The following is a 17,666-nucleotide window of genomic DNA, read 5'->3' on the forward strand; positions in this document are numbered from 1 at the left end:
CCGGGGGCTTCGACAGGCTCAGGCTTCGACAGGCTCAGGCTTCGACAGGCTCAGGCTTCGACAGGCTCAGGCTTCGACAGGCTCAGGCTTCGACAGGCTCAGGCTTCGACAGGCTCAGGCTCCGTCCGTTCGCAACGCCCATCGCCCGCGGTTGGCTGAGCTTGTCGAAGCCAATCCCTATGCCAGGAAACGTACGTTACACACCAATGAGTAGTCTGTAACGTACGTTTTCTGATGTTGTATGATCCTCATGTTGCCCCCTCCCCAGCCCTCCCCCGCTGGGGGAGGGAGCCGGAGGCCTCCCCCCAGCGGGGGGAGGTTGGGAGGGGGGCGGAATGTCAGACAACGCCGTTGAGAGACTACTCATGCCTGGCGTCCGATCAAGCCCTCGGCAAGGGCACGCAAATGGGCCTGGGCTGCTTCAGCGGGTGTTCCTGCGACTGGTTCGATCTGCGCGAGGGCCGCAAAGGCGGCGGCGTGATGTTCACGGGCCTGCGCCGCACAGAAGGCTTGCGCATCAACTCCATCAAGAATCGCCAGCGCCTGCGCAACCGCAGCGTCGTCCATAGCTTCACCACGATAGATCCGCGCCAGTTCATCGCGGTGCGGGCTATGCGCCAGCGCATACACGACCGGCAGACTGACCTTCTTCCTGACCAGATCCGCCGCCAGCGGCTTGCCGGTCAACACTGGTGCGCCCCAGATCCCCAGGATATCGTCTTCGATCTGGAAGGCGAGGCCGACACTCCGCCCAAAATCACGCAGCGCGGCGACGGTAGTCGGCGAGGCCCCCGCCACGATCGCCCCGAGCTCACACGCACCGGCAACCAAAATCGCCGTCTTGCGCGCAATCATCATCAAATACGCTTCGGGATCAATACTCAGATCACCTTCGAAGCTCAGATCAAGAAACTGACCTTCGCAGATCTGCAAAATAACTTCATCAAAGCGATGCAACACCGCAAGCACACGCTCGGGGGGCACCCCGGTCGTGGTCAGGCCATGGATCGCCAGGTGCGCCAGAACAAACATCCCGTCACCGGCATTGATCCCCTGAGCGAGCCCCCACAACGACCAGAGCGTAGGGCGGCCACGGCGAGTCGCACTGTCGTCCTCGATATCATCGTGGATCAGCGTAAAGTCGTGCAGCAACTGAATCCCGGCGGCGAGCGGCAAGGCCTGCGTCGGATCACCACCCGCCGCCTGGCATGCCAGCAAAACGAGTTGCGGACGGATCAGCTTGCCAGGATCAGACTCGGTGAGGGCCAGTTGCTCATCGCGCCAACCAAGGTGATACTCCTGCATCTGATAAAAGCGGGCCAACCGGGCCTCGACCGATGGAAAGACGGCACGCATTGCCGCCTGAATAGCTCCTCGTGTATCAGGTTGCATCAGGTTTCTCTCAGCTAAAGCCCTTACAGGCTACCGTTTTCTATAGTACGAGTAACGCTAGTAAATACCGCATTCTAATGCATTGGATAACCCGTACCGACCGCGACAACGATCATGGGTAACTGTAACCTCTACGTAATCCTGATGCATTGTTTGAGACGAGAGCGACTAGTACACTGCATCATATGTAAGGCGGTAGGAGCACGGGCCAACAGATCAAACGTGTGAATGTTGACCCCAGGATCGCCAGCCTTGAGCCACAGATTCTGCTCTAGGGAAAGGATTACGTCCATGCCACTGAATATGCGCTTTCGTTTCAGCCCGGCCAAAGATGGCCTCGTCAAAGTCCTCGGCCCGCTTGAGACTGACATTATGCAAATTGTCTGGCAAGAAGATCGTAGCACCGTCAAACATGTTCATCGGAGCCTGTCACAGAGCCGCGAGATTGCCTATACAACGGTGATGACCACGATGAGCCGCCTCGCTGAAAAAGGGGTGCTCAACCGCAATCGTGAAGGCTTGGCCTATGTCTACTCGCCAGCGATCACTGAAGATGATTTTGTGCAGATGGTCGTCCATCAGGTACTCGATGGCCTGATGGACGAGTATAGCGATACCGCCATTGACTATATGGTTGACTATCTTGCGCGCAACAATCCTGCCGAACTCGAGCGCCTGCACCAGACCATCAGAGCACGTACCAATATCTAACTGTTCGCTCCACCTCACTGCCCTCTCCCTTTGCTAGCAGCATAGGCCAGTCGCCCTGGCCTATGCTGCCAGCAAAGGATGGGCAAGCAGGGGCGTGCATGGGCAACCCGTGCTTACCCCTACCCCTTTACCTCCCCCCAGAGATCGTATGCCGTTGCTTGCGTGACCTGAACCCGAGCAAACGCGCCAATTGGCGGGTTACCCCACACAAAGACCTGACCATCAACTTCGGGCGCATCACGGAACGAGCGGCCCACCGCAAGGGAGCGACCATCATCGCTCGTGCCGTGCCCTTCAATCAAGACCGGGAGCGTACGGCCGATCCAGCGGGTCATGCGCTGCTGTGAAATACCCTGTTGCAACTGCATCAGCGTATGCCAGCGTCGCTCGATCACCTGTGGGCGCACCTGATCAGGCAGCGTCGCGGCATGGGTTCCGGGTTCTTGCGAATAACGAAACGCCCCAACGCGGTCAAGTTGCATCGTTTCGAGGAACGTAAGCAGCGCGCGAAACTCTTCAGGGGTCTCACCAGGAAACCCGACAATAAAGGTCGAGCGCAGCGCCAGATCCGGCATCGCGGCACGCATCGTCGTCAACAACGCCATCGTTCGTTCAGTATCGGGGGGGCGTCGCATCCGGCGCAGCGTCGCGGGATGGGCATGCTGCAGTGGCATGTCGAGGTATTTGACAATCTGCGGGTGGTCAGCCATCACCTGAATGAGGCGCTCGGAAATCCCGTGAGGATACGCATACATCAACCGGATCCAAGTCGTTTCAGGCACCACCTGGCAAAGTTCCTCGAGCAAAGTCGCGAGGCCATCGCGCAGCCCGAGATCACGGCCATAATCAGTCAAATGCTGAGCGACCAACACCAATTCACGAACGCCGTGTTGCACCAATTCACGCGCCTCGGCGAGCACGGCCCCGACTGGTTTCGAGGCCATATCACCCTTGAAACTTGGGATGGTACAGAAGGCGCACCGCAAATTGCAGCCATCAGAGATCTTGAGGTAGGCAGAAGGTGTTTGACGGACACGTCGGATCTGAGCCGTGCGCCAATCGGCGTAGCCCGACAAGGGTGGTGCCGCGGCCACTGGCGCAGCAACCGGTTGAAGACTGAGCACCGGGATGGCCTGACCCTGTTTTGTCGTACGCTCGGTCGCGCCCCCAACCAGATCGGCAATCCGCATCCATTGCTGCGTCGAAAGCGTCTGATCGACCCCCGGCACTGCCGCCACCAGTTCACCGTGCGACTGGGCCATACAACCCGCTGCAATCAACTGCTGACCTTCGCGCTTGCCCCTGGCGAGTTCATGCAGCACCCCAAGCGTCTCTTCGCGAGCCGCAGCAATGAAGCTACACGTATTGACAATAATCACATCGGCTTCATCCGCCGTGGTTGCCTGCGTATGGCCTGCCTCAGTGAGCAAGCCGTCCATCCCCTCGCTATCAACGGCATTCTTGGGACAACCCAGGGTAACAAGATGATATTTCACAGTAGATCTTTACTCTAGCGATAGTTGGTAAACTGAAGGGGAACCTCAATCGTATCCTGAGCGTCACGGAGGAACTGAATAATCGCTTGCAACTCATCACGGCTTTTCGACGTAACGCGCAGAGTCTCGCCCTGAATGCGTGGTTGAACCTTGGGAAAGGCATCACGGATCATTTTGGCAAGCTTCTTCGCAAGATCGCTATTGATCCCCTTGCGCAGGGTCGCTGTCTGCGCGACCCTTCCCCCACTGACATCCTGCATCTTGGCATAGTCAAGAATCTTAAGGGACAACTGACGCCGCAGCATTTTGGTCTCAAGGATATCACGCACACTCCGCAGGCTCAGTTCATTATCAGTCGTGATCACCAACTCAGTCTTGCTCAACTCAAGCGTCGTACGGGTGTCCTTGAGATCATAGCGCGTATTGATCTCGCGGAGCGCCTGATCGACCGCATTGACCAGTTCCTGGTGATCAAAATCAGAGACAACATCGAAGCTATTTTCTGCAGCCATACCTCTACCTTATAAGATCACAGCTTAATTCGACGGCCAGGCCCAGTTGACTGGTTGACCGGCAACCTGCCCGAGCGGGCCCTGTTGCAGACCATTGACCGTCACGAGCACATCAGGGGGATTGCCCGCCCGCACGATCACGCGGCGCTGAGCACTAAAACTCAGACGCTCGCCGGCGCGCATAATGCCTTCAAAGGCAACATTGCCATCAGTCTGCACCCGCACCCACGAGTTCTCATTGCCACGGACACTTGGAACGAACACTTCAAGTGCAATGGGGGCCGAAGAAGTCGGTGTCGGCGTTTCCCGTGAAGGCGCACCAGCGCCACCTGGCCTGGAGACAGGTGGCGCTGCCGTTGCCGTAGAGCGGGGGACACCAGTTTCAGATGCCACGCCCCCGGCAACCGGTGGTATGATCACCACTGAGGGTAAAGGCGACGAGGTTGGCAGCGCCGCCGTGGGCATCGCTGGGAGCGGCGAAGGCGTCGAGATCACCACCGGCTCAACCTGAGCAACTGTTGCGCGATCACCAATGCGCCCCACCGCATTCAAGGCAATATAGCTCAACCCAATCAAGGCCACGGTCACAAAAAAGACCCCAAAGAAACTTGGCAACACATACGAGCGCTTACGTGGTGGCTTTGCCAGAGGCAAGACACGAATCGGATCAGTACCCCCACGCTCGTAGCGATAGAGTTCAATCATCTCATCGGGAACCAACCCGAGATACTGCGCATAATTGCGGATAAAGCCGCGTATCGTCACATCGCCAGGTAAGCGCTGGAAAGCACCTTCTTCAAGGGCAATAAGCGACTGCTGCAAAATCCTTGTGTCCATTGACGCCTGGACCAACGAAAGCCCTTGACTCTCGCGGGCCTGGCGGAAGCGCGCCCCGAGCTCACTCATCTGTATCCCCATGATGCAAGGCGACTATGTACGATCATGTACCTACCTGTATGAATGGAACGTAGCAGCAAAGGAGAATGAGGCAGGCCAAGCCAGGCCAGGAAGAGATGTTGCAAAGTAGCGGCCAAAGCAATTCTATTATACCATGCCAGGTATAACCTCCTGACATACTGAGTTGCTAGGAATCGCGCTGATGCAGTTTCTTACGCATGTTTCAGAATCGGGCCTTCCAGCTTGACCGTTTGGTAGCACCGGCTTCCAGCCGGTGGGGTTTGCTGACCGGCTGGAAGCCGGTGCTACTCTGCGCCGATACGGGCGGGCGAGCCGGGGCCGGGTTTGCTGACCGGTTGGAAGCCGGTGCTACCTTCGCTGCGAACTGTCAAGCTCGTTTGAAACATGCCTTAGTGGGTCAACTACGTTTCCCGGCATTCTGGAGTGCCGGCTTTAGCCGGCTGACGTCGGCACTCCCTTCGGCTATAGCAACCAAAGGTAGAGAACAATGAACTCTTTCACAAGCATCAACACCGGTGGCATCGATTGGCTCGCACGGTGGCGTGAGTTGTATGATGCCGAACGCGCCCAGGGCGAGGCGGCCACCGATCCGACCTTTCGCCGTCAGAGTGATTGCTGGAGTGGCCGCGCCGAACGGTTTGCTGCCACGAGTCGCCGCATCGAGCAGCCTGATGCCTTTATGCAACGCCTGGCCCCACGGCTACGACCAACCGACCGCGTGCTTGATGTCGGGGCAGGGACGGGGCGTTATGTGCCATTCCTCGCGCAGCACGTAGCCGAGGTGATTGCCGTTGAACCGTCACCCGCGATGCGCATTGAACTTGAGTTGACACTTGCCCGCGAACAGGTAACAAACGTGCAAGTCTGCCCGGAAAACTGGCCGTTGCGTGAGCCGATCCAGGCTGAGGTGGTACTCTCAGCCCACGTGGTCTATGGTGTGCGCGAGATTGGCCCGTTTCTCGCGGCGCTTGATGCGGCAGCGACCCGTCTCTGTGTGCTCTTTCTTGGGCTCAAACATCCCACGGCAGTGCTCGCCCCCTTCTGGGAGCGGGTGCATAGCGAGCCACGTTTGCCGTTGCCGGCTGCGCTCGAAACGCTGGCGGCTTGTCACCAACTTGGGCTACCCGCTAACCTTGAACTCGTCCCGGCGGTGCGACCGTTCCGTTTTGCCGGGGTTGAAGAAGCGCTCGAAGAGTTGCAGATACGTCTGCGCCTCGGACCAGATCCGCAACGGGAAGCCGTGCTTCGCGAGGCAATCGCCGACTTGCTCGTGATGACCCCCGAGGGCATGCTAGCCCCACGCAACGCCCCGAGCCACGCCGCCGTGATCTGGTGGACGCCGACCTCGCGGTAGCGATGCTCAGCGTAAGACCTCACAGGTCTTGAAGACCTGTGAGGTCTATGATATACGCCAGGCATTTATTCAGTTGGGTAGTGCGCAACCTGCGCATTGGCCTGGCGGATGACCATATGGCCTGCCCGCTGACGAACTTCTTCGATGACGCGCTGGCGGTCAATGGTGCGCAACTGGCGGCCCTGCATCAAGATGCGCCCGGCGACAATGACGGTGTCAACATCGGTCGCACGTGCGCTATAGAGCAACGTAGCGGCCGGGTTGTGCATCGGTTGCAGATGCGGTGCATCGTGCCCAATCAAGACTACGTCGGCCTGGTACCCGACGCGCAGTTCGCCCGTCACCCCGGCAAGGCCAAGTGCATGGGCACCTTCGCGGGTCGCAAGGGCGAGGACTTCGCCAAGGGGCAGAATCTGGGCATCCCGACGCGTGTGTTTCTCAAGCAAGGCGATCAAGCGGGCGGCTTCTAGCAGATCATAGCTATTGTTACTCGCGGCGCCATCACTGCCAAGCCCGACAGTCAGCCCAAGCTGACGCATCTGCACCACCGGCGTGACGCCAAGCGCCATCTTAAGTTCCGTCTTGGGCGTACTGACCACCCGAACATCAGCGGCCGCCAGGATCGCCAGATCTTCCTGGGTGGGATGCGCCAGGTGCGCCGCTAACGTAGGCACCTCAAAAAGGCCGGTATCGCGCACCAGCGCCACCGGCGTCTTACCGTGATGCGCCAAGCTCTGCGCTACCTGGCCAGCCGTCTCAGCCAGGTGCAGGTGAACTCCAAGCCCGTGCTGACGAGCCACTTCCGCGGTACGTTGTAGGAGGGCGGGCGTACAGGTATAGGGCGAATGTGGCCCGAGACCCGTCGTGATGCGCCCCGCAGCCGATCCTTGCCAGCGCTTGGCAAAGGCCAGACTGGTCGCCAACTGGTCGTTCTCTTGTGGCCCACTAAAAAAGACCTGCGCAAGATAGGCGCGCATGCCCGCTACGTCAACGGCGCGCGCGACTTCGTCCATCGCAAAATAGTGATCAGCCACACAGGTCACGCCAGCCTCGATCATCTCGGCAAACCCGAGGAGGCTCCCCCAATAGACATCTTCCGCCGACAGGTTCATCTCCATCGGCCAGATATAGTCGTTAAACCAGGACTCAACGGCGACATCTTCTGCGACCCCGCGCAGCAGGCTCATCGCGGTATGGGCATGGGCATTGATCAGGCCGGGGATGGCGAGTTTGCCCTGGGCATCAAGCACCTCACGGGCGAGCCCGGGGCTAATGGTAGGCGCAATTGCGGCGATACGACCATCAGTGATTGCCAGCGCATGCCGGGGCAAAAAACTGGCGGAAGGCCCCTCAATTTGAAGAATGTCGGCATTGATCACCAGAAGATCGTACATCAACCTTGCTGCTTCCTCTCAAACAATGATACTGGATTGTAGAACATAATCGGCAAAGGGGCAAGTGGATAATGCGCACACAAACCAGCTACGCTGGTTTGTGTGTGCACGAAGGCGTAGTTAGTCCGCCTTCGGCGGTGGGGTGTGGCGCGGCTGCGCCGCGCCACGAGAGTTTTTGGTTTGTTTTGGCGGCTTCGCCGCCAAAACAAACCAAAAACTGGGGTATGGTTGAGCAAGGCTATGTTACAATATTCGCGACTCCGAAGAGGGGGAGCAAGATGATCAATAGTGAAGTATTGCGCCTGATTCTGACGGTTGCCCTGATGTTTTTGTTGCTCAAACAAGCCGGACGAGCAATGCCTGGTTCGCGGCGGCGGCTTGCATTTGGGCTTGGGGCAGGTGGTATTGGCACCATTGCCGTGATGAATGCATTGGTGGCAATGCAGTTTGGGGCAACATGGCTCTATACTGCATTGGGCCTGGCTGGCTTTGCGTTGCTGGCGGGCAGTGTGCTGGCGCTGGTTTTTGCGTATCGCGGGGGCGAGCTTGATGAACAATTTCGCCAGGTGCGCGCCTCAACCCTCGCCGAGCGTGAACGGCGCGAACAGAAAGAACGTGGTGAATAGTAGGTGAAAGCGCTATGAAGCTAGAGCTTGAGTTGATCGGTCAACAGGCACGCCAGGCGGCACGATACCTAGGCTTGCTGAGCACCGAAGCCAAAAATGAGGCCCTGCTGGTCATCGCCGATGCTCTTCAGGACGCCCACGAGCCAATCCTGGCGGCGAATGCAGCGGATCTTGCCGCTGCCCGTGCTGCTGGTACGAGTGCGGCGTTGCTTGATCGCATGCTTTTGACCCCCGCCCGCCTCACGGCGATTGCCGAAGATACGCGCCGCCTGGCCGCGTTGCCTGATCCCGTTGGCGCACGCTATGAGAAACAGAACCTGCCCAATGGCTTAACGCTCGCCAAGCAGCGGGTGCCAATCGGGGTGATCGGGGTGATCTATGAGGCTCGCCCGAATGTGACGGTTGATATTGCGGCGATCTGCCTCAAGACTGGCAATGCGACGATTATGCGCGGCGGCAGCGATATTGCCCGCAGTGTCGCGGCGCTGAGTGCGGTGATCAGCGGGGCCCTTGAACGGGTCGGGGTGCCTACCGCAGCCGTGCAGAGCCTGACTGATCCTGATCGTGATCTGGTGCGTGCGTTGTTACGCCTTGATCGTTATGTCGATATGATCATCCCGCGGGGTGGGGCGGGGCTTCACCGTTTCTGCCTCGAAAACGCGACCGTGCCGGTCATCACCGGGGGCATCGGGGTGGTGCATCTCTTTGTCGAGGCCAGCGCCGATCTTGAACGGGCAGTACCGCTGATCCACAATGCCAAGGTGCAACGCCCGAGCGTCTGCAATGCGCTGGATACGCTGCTGGTGCAGCGCGCGATCGCCCCGGCATTGTTGCCCCAGGTGGCTGCGTCGCTCTGCGCTGATGGCGTTGAGTTGCGCTGCGATCCGGCAAGCCTGGCGATCCTGACGTCCCATCCTGATGCTTCATCATGGTCGCTTGTCGCAGCTAAGCCGGGTGATTTTGGAACCGAGTTCATCGATCTGATCCTGTCGATCAAGGTCGTTGATGATATTGATGCGGCTCTTCACCATATCCATGCCTATAGCTCGGGCCATACCGAAGCAATCCTGACCGAGGACGCGGCGATGGCACAACGCTTTACCAATGAGGTTGACGCCGGGGCGGTCTTTGTCAATGCGAGTACCCGTTTTAACGACGGAGGTCAGTTTGGCCTCGGGGCTGAAGTGGCTGTTTCGACTCAGAAATTGCACTGGCGTGGCCCGATGGGGCTTGAAGCGCTGACGACGTTTAAGTGGGTCGGTTCAGGTGACTACCTGCGCCGTGCGTGATCATCGATCAACGACGTTTTCTGAGATGCTCCCGAAGGGAGGGCCGGCTTCAGCCGGCTGAAGCCGGCCCTCCCTGATTTCATCATAAGCAAGAGCTTGCTCTGGATGATACAATGACTTATTGCTTGCATCTAGCCCATTGTTATCCATCGCATATGTCGATCTACGGCGACCGGGGCAATGTGATTGCGCTGGAGCAACGCTGCGCATGGCGCGGCATTGCGCTTGACGTGACGCCGATCGAGCCGGGCGATGCGGTTGATTGGTCGTCGTTCGATCTGGCGTTTTTTGGCGGCGGTCAGGATAGCGGCCAGGCGCTGATTGTCCAGGATCTCTTTGAGCGCCAGCGGGCAGGTTTCTGTGCGGCCATCGAAGCTGATCTGGTTTTACTGGCCATCTGTGGGGGCTATCAGTTGCTCGGGAACTACTTTTTGACCCACACCGGCGAACGCCTCCCCGGGCTCGGCATCCTCGATCTGCATACCGTTGGCGGCAAGCAACGCCTCATTGGCAATGTCGTTGTCGAAGCAACGTTTGGCCATGGCCCGCCAGTTCACCTGGTTGGCTTTGAGAACCACAGTGGCCGTACCTATCACGGCCCTGGCGTACGCTCGCTCGGGCAGGTCGTCGTGGGTCACGGTGATAACGGCGAAGACGGGGTGGGCGGCTCGGTCTATCGCAATACCTACGGCTGTTATCTGCACGGCTCGCTCCTGCCCAAAAATCCGCAACTGACCGATCATTTGATCCGGCTGGCCTTGCAGCGACGGTATGGATCTGAGGCGAAACTAACGCCATTGGAGGCCCGGCTCGAAATGCATGCGCAACAGACGATGCTCAAGCGTCTGCTGCCGCGCAGATTTTTTCGGCTTTAAGGCATGTTTCAAACAAACTTGACCATTTGCGGTGCTTGGAGTGCCGACTTCAGTCGGCTGAACTGGAAGCCGACTGAAGTCGGCACTCCAAACGGTCAAGCAAGCATACCCAATGCTGAAACATGCCTAAGACAAGGATTTAGGAGCGAAAAAAAAGGAAAACCCATGCAGACGCTTGTTACAGGTGGAACAATCGATGAAGAAGAGGTCGCAGCAGCGCTGGCGGTGGTCGCAGCAGTGCTTGAAAGCGAGGCGGCAGCGCTAGCGCAGCCAGGTGCGCCGGCGATGCCAGGCTGGGTCGTTGGCGCACGCCTGATCACCCAGGGCCTGCGGCCTACCCGCGTGCCCACACTGCCGCGCTGGCATACCATCGAGCGCCTTCGTCGGGCTGAGCGTGCCAGCACAGGCATCGTTGGGCAATAGGCAACTGACCCGGCCCGTCACCCTTGCAAAACCCACGCCTTCCACGCGGCTTCGAGTTCGCCAAAGGTGCGCCCATAGATACCAACATAATCGGCCGAGCCAGGTTGCCCTTGGCCCGTCACATAGAGCGCATCAAAGGCCTCACGCCCATAGGTCTCGATCAGATATTCCACAAAACTCGCCCACTGGTAGTAGAGCTTGTTCATATCGCTGATCGGCAAACCGACATAGCTGATGCCAAGGGGCAACTCTTCGCCCTGACGCAGCCAGGGGGCAACAAAAGCACGAAAATGGGGCGCGTCGCCAAGCCAGTAGCGACCAGCGCCCCAGGTGGCGATGCCCTCGGCTAAGACCAGGTCGGCCTGCAAGTGACGGTCACCATAACGGTCATGACAGAGCTGATGCACAAACTCGTGCGCCAGAATATTCACGGCACGGTTGAGCGGAAGCGTCGGACACGTAAAGACTTGCACCCGGCGCACGTCGGTATACGCAATGCCGTGGAGCCCACAGCCTGGTTCGAGCCCCACATAGATGTCAAGCGGACTCTGCGGGGCCAGCGCGGTGCGCTGCACAACATAGGCCAGCGCCTGATCCAGATCGGCAACCAGGGCCTCTTGGGCTTGAGGGTCGAGCAAACCCTCGGCAACAGCGAGCCTGAGCATCCCCATCTGACCGGTATAATTGCCACTGAGCGGCCAGGGGGTGGGCGTTGCGCCTGGTGGCATCGGACGTTCAACACCCGCCGGGAGTTGAACGGCTGAGTTGGGCGCAAAGCGGGTCGTCGTACGACCACCGGCAAAGAGGGCGGCCAGGATGATCAACAGCGAGCCAAGGGCCAGTGGGCCAAGGGCCGATTGAGGAATTTTGGGCCAGGAAGACATCGCTCTCGCTCTTTCCTCTACTCGACGATCACCTGATAACTCGCCTGCTCGGTCGTATGCGGCGTTGTTGGCACAACAACAAGCACGATCTCTTCTTCAGGGTTGAGCGAAGTTGCCACTGAGCCATCATCCTTCACCACAAGGGCCTCGACCCGATACGTCCCGTCGGACAACTTCCGCACCAGCCGCAATTGCCACAACTGCGGCAACGCACCATCCACCCGCACAAAACCTTCGGCCTGCCAGGAACTCGGCCCAGCATCGACCTGGTCAAAGAAACCCAGTTCAGGGATCTGCAGATTATCGATCAGCATACCCGGTGCATTGAAGCCTTGATCATTGATCTGCCAAAAACGCAACAGGATCGTCTGGCCCACATACGGGGTCAAATCCATCGTCTCTTCAACCCAGCGCCCACGCACGCCCTCTTCCAGACGAAACCCTGGCTGACCACTGATGCCTGTGATCCCATGCCCATAATTGAGCCCCTGCGGATCATCGGTCGTCGTCAACTGCCCTGGCAGGGTCTCCCAGGTACGGCCACCATCAGTAGAAACCGTTACGAAGGCATAGTCGTAGTCATGCTCGATTTCGTACCAGGTTGCAAACCGGAGGGTCGCACTCGTCAATTCGCGCAGATCAAACTCGCGGGTAAGCGTCGCCACCGAATCGTCGCTCCGGCCACTCCACCAGGCATACTGCCCAGGGATCGCGACGGCCGTCAGGGGGATCGTCGTTGCGCCCTCAAACGTGAGGCTGGTGCTGCCAGGCGGAACAAAGAGGTACGCAGCCCCAAACTGGGCCAGCGTCATCGCAAAACGGCTCTTGATCGTCGTGATCTGGGCACGTGAAGGCAACAGATCGGGCAACTCGTGGCCGGTCGCGTAGGTATAACGGCCATCACCCACGGTCGGATCGTCAATCAGATTCGCAACCGACCAATCGGCCACCATTTCGCCAAAGCTCGTATAGCCTGGGCGCGTCTCGTTCGCCAGATCAACGAACGCCTGCAAATTGTTGCCCGCATTCGCCTGCACCAGTGGGCGGATCTGAGCTTCGCCAGCATACTGGGCATAGATATAACGCATCCAGAGATGGGCAGCACCGTAGTGCGCCCCAGACGCACCAGGGCTGACCCGCCACGCCGTCAACTGCGTATCGGGATTGGAGAGATAGAGCGGGATAAAACCGGTATCAACAAAGCCATTCAGATCCTCGGCGAGCTGCGAGGCCCCCTCATTAAACCAGGTCGCACTGCCGGGTTGCTCGTGTTGATGGATCATATGCTGAAACTCGTGGGCCAGCACCGTCAAATAATTGGGATCGTTAAACGACATCAGCGCAAGATTCATAAAAAACATCTCGCGTTCATTGCTAAACCGATTGATCTGTCGTGGCAACGAATCTTGCGAAGAGTAGTAGCCAAGCACACGGTCACTCGGATCACGTGCATTGAGGATCGTAATGCGCAGATCGCCATCGACCCCTGGTTGAAGCTCTGAACCAAAGATTTCACGGGTACGTGGATAGATCTCCTCTTCAAAGGCACGTGCTGCCCGCTCGAGATCTTCTTGCACATAGGGCAGGCCCGTCTCGACATACATCAAAAGCACCGGCCCGGCATACCGCAACTCGGCGTCAAGCGAAATATGCGTATTATCGCGGAGATCGGTGACAAAAAAAGGCTCAACCTGTCCAACCTCAACCTCAAGCGGTGACGTCCGGGCCACCCGCGGACAGGCATCAAGCGTTGCGCGGCACGGCCCCAGAGCAAGCGCAAGCTCGATCTGATCACGCAACCGTCGCGGCGACGCCTCAATGAGGGCAATGGGATCGCGATCAGCGTCTTTCGCCGGGAGCGACGAAGCGAGCGTTGGCACAACGGGCACAGCGGTTGGCGAGGGTTCAACGGTCGGCACCGCAGCAGCAGTCGGTGCTGAAGCGGTGGGTTTCGTTGGAACCAGCGTCGGCGTTGCCCCAACGAAAGGCGCTTCCGTCGCCAGCGGCGCACCGGCAAGGCTCGTCGGATCGGGGCTTGTTGCAACGCGATCACCAGCAAACCCACAGGAAACGAGCACAAACAGCGCAAGCGGCAGCCAAAACAGACGTTTCTTCATAATCTTATTGTAGCGCTATCTGCTACCTGGATGCAACTGCGTGCGGCAAAGCCGCAGGGCTGATGCAAAGTCATTTCGATTGTCCGCAGATTACGCAGATTACGCAGATTACAGCTTCCGCATCTGCGTAATCTGCGTAATCTGCGGACACTATCTAACCCTACCGGGACTTTGCATCAGCCCTGGGGCAAAGCCGCACACATGCTCAGGGCGATTGCATCTTCCGTGCATGCACCCCACCAGGGCACCCGCAAGGGGTGCCCCTACACCGGCCCTGGCCCCCGGCCCTGGCCCCCGGCCCTGTAGGGGCACCCCTTGCGGGTGCCTCGTTGTTGCCGGGGGCCGCCGTGTGCGCCGCTGGTTGCATGCACATGCTGCCACAGAGCGCGTATTTTTATCCGGTTTCGTATGATGCAATCGCCCTGTTTTACGCACCCGTTAGGGTTGCGAGAGAACCTTGGTATGCTACAATTCGTTGTATGAACAGTAGCCAATAGCCTTGGGTGGAGGAACAGACATATGCCTTCTCCGTTTCCTGGCATGGATCCATATCTTGAAGGATACCTTTGGCCTGATGTGCATAATGCTCTTTCCGCAAAGATTCGTCAACTCTTAACCCCACTTATTCGTCCTCGTTATACTGCACGCCTGAATATCTATGTTGTAGAAGATGTATCGCCTGAAGGGGATATTGGAATCCTCTATCCTGATGTGGAAATTATGCGGTCTCAGCAACATGCAAGAGAGCAGCCGCCAGGAATGCTTCGACAAGAAACAGGATTTGGAGCCGTGACGCCTGCAGCACTTACAATACCTGTGATATTGCCGATTGATATTCAGCTTACGTCTGTTGAAATACGTGATACAGCACAGAACCAACTTATTACTTCGATTGAGTTATTGTCGCCGGTCAATAAACGTGAACCTGGCTTGCAGCAGTATCGTTTAAAGCGACAAAGATTGTATCAAGCCGGGGTTCATTTGTTGGAGCTCGATCTTCTGAGGCGGGGGACACGACCTATTTCTCACCCAACCTTACCTGATGTGCCATATCTGATTACGCTTACGCGCGCCCATACTGGCAAGACCAATGTATGGCCCTTGCACTTAAAAGATGCCTGGCCAAATATACCCGTTCCATTGCGCCAGCCTGATGATGACGTTGTGCTCCATTTAGGAAGCGCGTTTAGCGAAATATATGACGAGGCGGCCTATGATTTGTCGCTTAATTACCAGGAACCGCCGCCTGCACCAGCCCTATCAGATGAAGATAAAGCGTGGGTTCGAGCGTTGCTCGATCGCCGCTAAAGCGAACATATGAATGGGCGGGTATGGGTGGCAAAGCCACCCATACCCGCCCTTCAGATAGAAGCCGGGGCGAAACTCTAGACCTACGCCATCATCGGGTTCCGCGAAGTCATTCTACGAGGAGCGCTCAAGGCTCTGTCAACTCACGCCTGCACTTTGTCAAACAACAGCCCTTGACAAATTTAATAACCGTGATTATAATAATCACGGTTATTAAATTTGTCACATGGAGGAGCATATACCAATGTGGTCAACCCAGCATACAATTATCACGGATGTTTCAAAAGAACAAATTTGGCAACTCTGGTCCGATGTTGAACACTGGAACAAATGGGATCACGACGTAAAGTGGTGCAAGTTAGATGGTAACTTCGAGGTCGGAACAACTTTGACCTTACAGCCAGTCGAAGGCCCCACATCAACTTCTGTTATCACCCAATGCGATTATTTACAAGGATTTACGAATATCGCTAAACTTCCGCTATCCAAAATGAATTTCATTCATAACATCACTGAGCATGAAAGCGGAGTGGCATTAACCCATCGCGTAGAAATTTCGGGAATACTTGGGTTTCTTTTTGCCAAAATCATTGGCGAAAAAATCGCCAATGAGTTGCCTTCTGCAATGGAAAATCTGGTTAAATTAGCCAAACAATGAAGCAACAATATGAATGTTCCCAATAATGATGAGGTTATTGCTTATGAAGCCTCCTACTTCAATCTTTCAAATTGATACGCCAGAGGATAGTCCAGGTTTCGTGTTGTGGCAAGTATCAAATCTTTGGCAAAGAAGAATGAATTCAGCTTTACAGGCTGTAGATATAACTCACGTTCAGTTTGTGTTATTAGCTAACATTGCTTGGTTTACTGGAAACAATGAGACAGTAACTCAAATTCAATTGGCAACTCAGGCCAAGACGGATGTAATGATGACTTCAAAAGTCTTGCGTACACTTGAACAAAAAAACTTGATCATTCGTGAAACTAATCCAACTGATACAAGAGCAAAATCGTTAACTTTAACCAGTAGTGGCTATCAACTACTGATTAAAGCAGTCAAAATCGTCGAACAAGTTGATAATAATTTTTTTGCATCGTTACAAAGTCATATTTCGCAGTTCAATACATTACTGTTAAGTCTTGTGGACAATAATAGCGAATCTTAGCTCCGGAATTAGCCCATTCCAAGGCACATGCCACCCGCGTGAACCTGGTGCAGCCAACGTTGGTATTGATAAGCCATGCAACCATTGTGCTCCTGGCAATCGGCACCGTCGCCTCCGGTGATCGTGAATGGGCGGGTATGGGTGGCAAAAGCCACCCATACCCGCCCATCAGATAGAAGCCGGGGCGAAACGCCAGACCTACGCGATCATCGGGTTGCGTGAAGCCATTGCCCGCAGGCGCGCAATGCGCTCTTCGGTCTGCGGGTGCGTGCGGAAGAGGTTGCCAAGACCACCGACGATCGGGTTGATGATGTAGAGGTGCGAGGTCGCCGGACTCGCTTGCATTGGTACGCGACCAGCCGCCCACTCGAGCTTTTCGAGCGCACTTGCCAGGGGCAGGGCGTCGCCAAGGATATTGGCACCACCCTCGTCGGCCAGGTACTCACGCGAACGTGAAATTGCCATCTGGATGATCATAGCGGCAATGGGTGCCAGCACCATCATCAACACGCCACTGAACATCTCGGCCAGCCCGCCACTCTCCTCGCCATCGTCACTGCTAAAGCTTGAGAAGATCATGCTCCACATCGCCATATCGGCGATCATCGTCACCGCACCGGCAATCGAGGCCGCGATGCTCGAAATGAGCGTATCGCGGTGCTTGATGTGCGCAAGCTCGTGCGCAATCACGCCAGCAAGCTCATCACGGGTCAACAGACGCTCGATGCCAGTCGTGACCGCCACGGCACCGTGCGCCGGATCACGTCCGGTCGCAAACGCATTGGGCGTGTCGGTCTCGATCATATAGACCCGCGGCTTGGGAATCTCGGCACGGATCGAGAGCATCGCGACCATGTCGTGCAACTCGGGTGCCTCTTCGGGGGTAACTTCGCGTGCCCCGCTCATCTTGAGCGCCAGCTTATCCGAGAACCACCAGGCGCCCATATTCATCGCCACGGCAAAGACCAATGCGATGATCATCCCAAACTGCCCACCGAGCAGACCACCAATGACAACAAAGAGACCAGTCAACCCGGCCAGCAATATCCCTGTTTTGAACGTATTCCACATCTGCATCTGTTTTATTTTACTCCTTTTTGGTTAGGCTACGTGGTGTCGAACCTACGTTTCTTGATCCCAACGGGGGCTTCGACAAGCTCGGCCTCCGTCCGTTCACAATGCCCATCGTCTGCCGTTGGCT

General features: G+C 57.0%; 17 protein-coding genes. 9 read left to right on the forward strand and 8 right to left on the reverse strand.

Annotation, left to right across the window (positions count from 1 at the left end):
- Positions 1–363 precede the first annotated feature (363 nt).
- Complete coding sequence (locus tag EKD05_RS12945; protein WP_129673351.1) at positions 364–1,392, reverse strand: polyprenyl synthetase family protein; 1,029 nt, start codon at positions 1,390–1,392, stop codon at positions 364–366.
- A gap of 291 nt (positions 1,393–1,683) precedes the next feature.
- Between EKD05_RS12945 and EKD05_RS12950 the strand changes: the two genes are divergently transcribed.
- Positions 1,684–2,103, forward strand: a complete 420-nt coding sequence (locus tag EKD05_RS12950) for a BlaI/MecI/CopY family transcriptional regulator (RefSeq protein ID WP_129673353.1) — start codon at positions 1,684–1,686, stop codon at positions 2,101–2,103.
- Between the two features lie 119 nt (positions 2,104–2,222).
- Here the strand turns inward: EKD05_RS12950 and rimO are convergent, their stop codons facing one another.
- The 3 genes from rimO to EKD05_RS12965 are packed head-to-tail and all read right to left on the reverse strand — an operon-like array spanning position 2,223 to position 5,017.
- Positions 2,223–3,599 (reverse strand): 30S ribosomal protein S12 methylthiotransferase RimO, encoded by a 1,377-nt coding sequence (gene rimO, locus EKD05_RS12955; protein WP_129673355.1) that lies wholly within the window; start codon positions 3,597–3,599, stop codon positions 2,223–2,225.
- A 14-nt stretch (positions 3,600–3,613) separates the two neighbouring features.
- On the reverse strand, positions 3,614–4,111 hold the full coding sequence (locus EKD05_RS12960; RefSeq protein WP_129673357.1) for a YajQ family cyclic di-GMP-binding protein: 498 nt from the start codon (positions 4,109–4,111) through the stop codon (positions 3,614–3,616).
- A 24-nt stretch (positions 4,112–4,135) separates the two neighbouring features.
- On the reverse strand, positions 4,136–5,017 hold the full coding sequence (locus EKD05_RS12965) for a RodZ domain-containing protein (protein WP_129673359.1): 882 nt from the start codon (positions 5,015–5,017) through the stop codon (positions 4,136–4,138).
- 499 nt (positions 5,018–5,516) lie between these two features.
- On the opposite strand from EKD05_RS12965, the gene EKD05_RS12970 reads away from it, so the two are divergent.
- Positions 5,517–6,383, forward strand: coding sequence for a bifunctional 2-polyprenyl-6-hydroxyphenol methylase/3-demethylubiquinol 3-O-methyltransferase UbiG (locus EKD05_RS12970; protein ID WP_129673361.1), 867 nt, complete (start codon positions 5,517–5,519; stop codon positions 6,381–6,383).
- Positions 6,384–6,448: 65 nt separating this feature from the next.
- Here EKD05_RS12970 and EKD05_RS12975 read toward each other — a convergent pair whose 3' ends face one another.
- Complete coding sequence (locus EKD05_RS12975) at positions 6,449–7,777, reverse strand: amidohydrolase family protein (RefSeq protein WP_129673363.1); 1,329 nt, start codon at positions 7,775–7,777, stop codon at positions 6,449–6,451.
- 278 nt (positions 7,778–8,055) lie between these two features.
- Here EKD05_RS12975 and EKD05_RS12980 point away from each other — a divergent pair, with 278 nt between their 5' ends.
- The 4 genes from EKD05_RS12980 (at position 8,056) to EKD05_RS12995 (ending at position 10,990) form a co-directional block, all read left to right on the forward strand.
- The gene (locus EKD05_RS12980; RefSeq protein WP_129673365.1) at positions 8,056–8,403 is read left to right on the forward strand and encodes a hypothetical protein; all 348 of its coding nucleotides are present in this window, start codon (positions 8,056–8,058) and stop codon (positions 8,401–8,403) included.
- Between the two features lie 14 nt (positions 8,404–8,417).
- Positions 8,418–9,692: a glutamate-5-semialdehyde dehydrogenase gene (locus EKD05_RS12985; protein WP_129673367.1), complete on the forward strand. Its 1,275-nt coding sequence runs from the start codon at positions 8,418–8,420 to the stop codon at positions 9,690–9,692.
- 113 nt (positions 9,693–9,805) lie between these two features.
- The gene (locus EKD05_RS12990; protein ID WP_129673369.1) at positions 9,806–10,567 is read left to right on the forward strand and encodes a type 1 glutamine amidotransferase; all 762 of its coding nucleotides are present in this window, start codon (positions 9,806–9,808) and stop codon (positions 10,565–10,567) included.
- Between the two features lie 165 nt (positions 10,568–10,732).
- Positions 10,733–10,990, forward strand: a complete 258-nt coding sequence (locus tag EKD05_RS12995; RefSeq protein ID WP_129673371.1) for a hypothetical protein — start codon at positions 10,733–10,735, stop codon at positions 10,988–10,990.
- Positions 10,991–11,007: 17 nt separating this feature from the next.
- Here the strand turns inward: EKD05_RS12995 and EKD05_RS13000 are convergent, their stop codons facing one another.
- Positions 11,008–11,874: a hypothetical protein gene (locus EKD05_RS13000; protein WP_129673373.1), complete on the reverse strand. Its 867-nt coding sequence runs from the start codon at positions 11,872–11,874 to the stop codon at positions 11,008–11,010.
- A 17-nt stretch (positions 11,875–11,891) separates the two neighbouring features.
- A complete protein-coding gene (locus EKD05_RS13005) occupies positions 11,892–13,991 on the reverse strand; it encodes an immune inhibitor A domain-containing protein (RefSeq protein WP_129673375.1) in 2,100 nt (699 codons plus the stop codon).
- Between the two features lie 519 nt (positions 13,992–14,510).
- On the opposite strand from EKD05_RS13005, the gene EKD05_RS13010 reads away from it, so the two are divergent.
- From EKD05_RS13010 to EKD05_RS13020, 3 genes are all read left to right on the forward strand, one after another.
- Positions 14,511–15,299 (forward strand): DUF4058 family protein, encoded by a 789-nt coding sequence (locus EKD05_RS13010; RefSeq protein WP_129673377.1) that lies wholly within the window; start codon positions 14,511–14,513, stop codon positions 15,297–15,299.
- A gap of 244 nt (positions 15,300–15,543) precedes the next feature.
- Positions 15,544–15,957 carry an SRPBCC family protein gene (locus tag EKD05_RS13015; RefSeq protein WP_165360723.1) on the forward strand — a complete coding sequence of 138 codons (414 nt, stop codon included), beginning with the start codon at positions 15,544–15,546 and terminating at the stop codon, positions 15,955–15,957.
- A gap of 43 nt (positions 15,958–16,000) precedes the next feature.
- The gene (locus EKD05_RS13020) at positions 16,001–16,465 is read left to right on the forward strand and encodes a MarR family winged helix-turn-helix transcriptional regulator (protein WP_129673381.1); all 465 of its coding nucleotides are present in this window, start codon (positions 16,001–16,003) and stop codon (positions 16,463–16,465) included.
- A gap of 198 nt (positions 16,466–16,663) precedes the next feature.
- Here the strand turns inward: EKD05_RS13020 and EKD05_RS13025 are convergent, their stop codons facing one another.
- Entirely contained in the window at positions 16,664–17,542 is an 879-nt protein-coding gene (locus EKD05_RS13025) for a zinc metalloprotease HtpX (RefSeq protein WP_129673383.1), read from the reverse strand.
- Positions 17,543–17,666 lie beyond the last annotated feature (124 nt).

The sequence above is a fragment of the Candidatus Chloroploca sp. Khr17 genome (assembly GCF_004138165.1).
Taxonomy (GTDB): domain Bacteria; phylum Chloroflexota; class Chloroflexia; order Chloroflexales; family Chloroflexaceae; genus Chloroploca.

Coding starts and splice junctions, on each gene's coding strand:
- EKD05_RS12945 (WP_129673351.1), bottom strand. CDS start 1,392: ATGCAACCTGATACACGAGGAGCTATTCAGGCGGCAATGCGTGCCGTC.
- EKD05_RS12950 (WP_129673353.1), top strand. CDS start 1,684: ATGCCACTGAATATGCGCTTTCGTTTCAGCCCGGCCAAAGATGGCCTC.
- EKD05_RS12960 (WP_129673357.1), bottom strand. CDS start 4,111: ATGGCTGCAGAAAATAGCTTCGATGTTGTCTCTGATTTTGATCACCAG.
- EKD05_RS12965 (WP_129673359.1), bottom strand. CDS start 5,017: ATGAGTGAGCTCGGGGCGCGCTTCCGCCAGGCCCGCGAGAGTCAAGGG.
- EKD05_RS12970 (WP_129673361.1), top strand. CDS start 5,517: ATGAACTCTTTCACAAGCATCAACACCGGTGGCATCGATTGGCTCGCA.
- EKD05_RS12975 (WP_129673363.1), bottom strand. CDS start 7,777: ATGTACGATCTTCTGGTGATCAATGCCGACATTCTTCAAATTGAGGGG.
- EKD05_RS12980 (WP_129673365.1), top strand. CDS start 8,056: ATGATCAATAGTGAAGTATTGCGCCTGATTCTGACGGTTGCCCTGATG.
- EKD05_RS12985 (WP_129673367.1), top strand. CDS start 8,418: ATGAAGCTAGAGCTTGAGTTGATCGGTCAACAGGCACGCCAGGCGGCA.
- EKD05_RS12990 (WP_129673369.1), top strand. CDS start 9,806: ATGACTTATTGCTTGCATCTAGCCCATTGTTATCCATCGCATATGTCG.
- EKD05_RS12995 (WP_129673371.1), top strand. CDS start 10,733: ATGCAGACGCTTGTTACAGGTGGAACAATCGATGAAGAAGAGGTCGCA.
- EKD05_RS13000 (WP_129673373.1), bottom strand. CDS start 11,874: ATGTCTTCCTGGCCCAAAATTCCTCAATCGGCCCTTGGCCCACTGGCC.
- EKD05_RS13005 (WP_129673375.1), bottom strand. CDS start 13,991: ATGAAGAAACGTCTGTTTTGGCTGCCGCTTGCGCTGTTTGTGCTCGTT.
- EKD05_RS13010 (WP_129673377.1), top strand. CDS start 14,511: ATGCCTTCTCCGTTTCCTGGCATGGATCCATATCTTGAAGGATACCTT.
- EKD05_RS13015 (WP_165360723.1), top strand. CDS start 15,544: ATGTGGTCAACCCAGCATACAATTATCACGGATGTTTCAAAAGAACAA.
- EKD05_RS13020 (WP_129673381.1), top strand. CDS start 16,001: ATGAAGCCTCCTACTTCAATCTTTCAAATTGATACGCCAGAGGATAGT.
- EKD05_RS13025 (WP_129673383.1), bottom strand. CDS start 17,542: ATGCAGATGTGGAATACGTTCAAAACAGGGATATTGCTGGCCGGGTTG.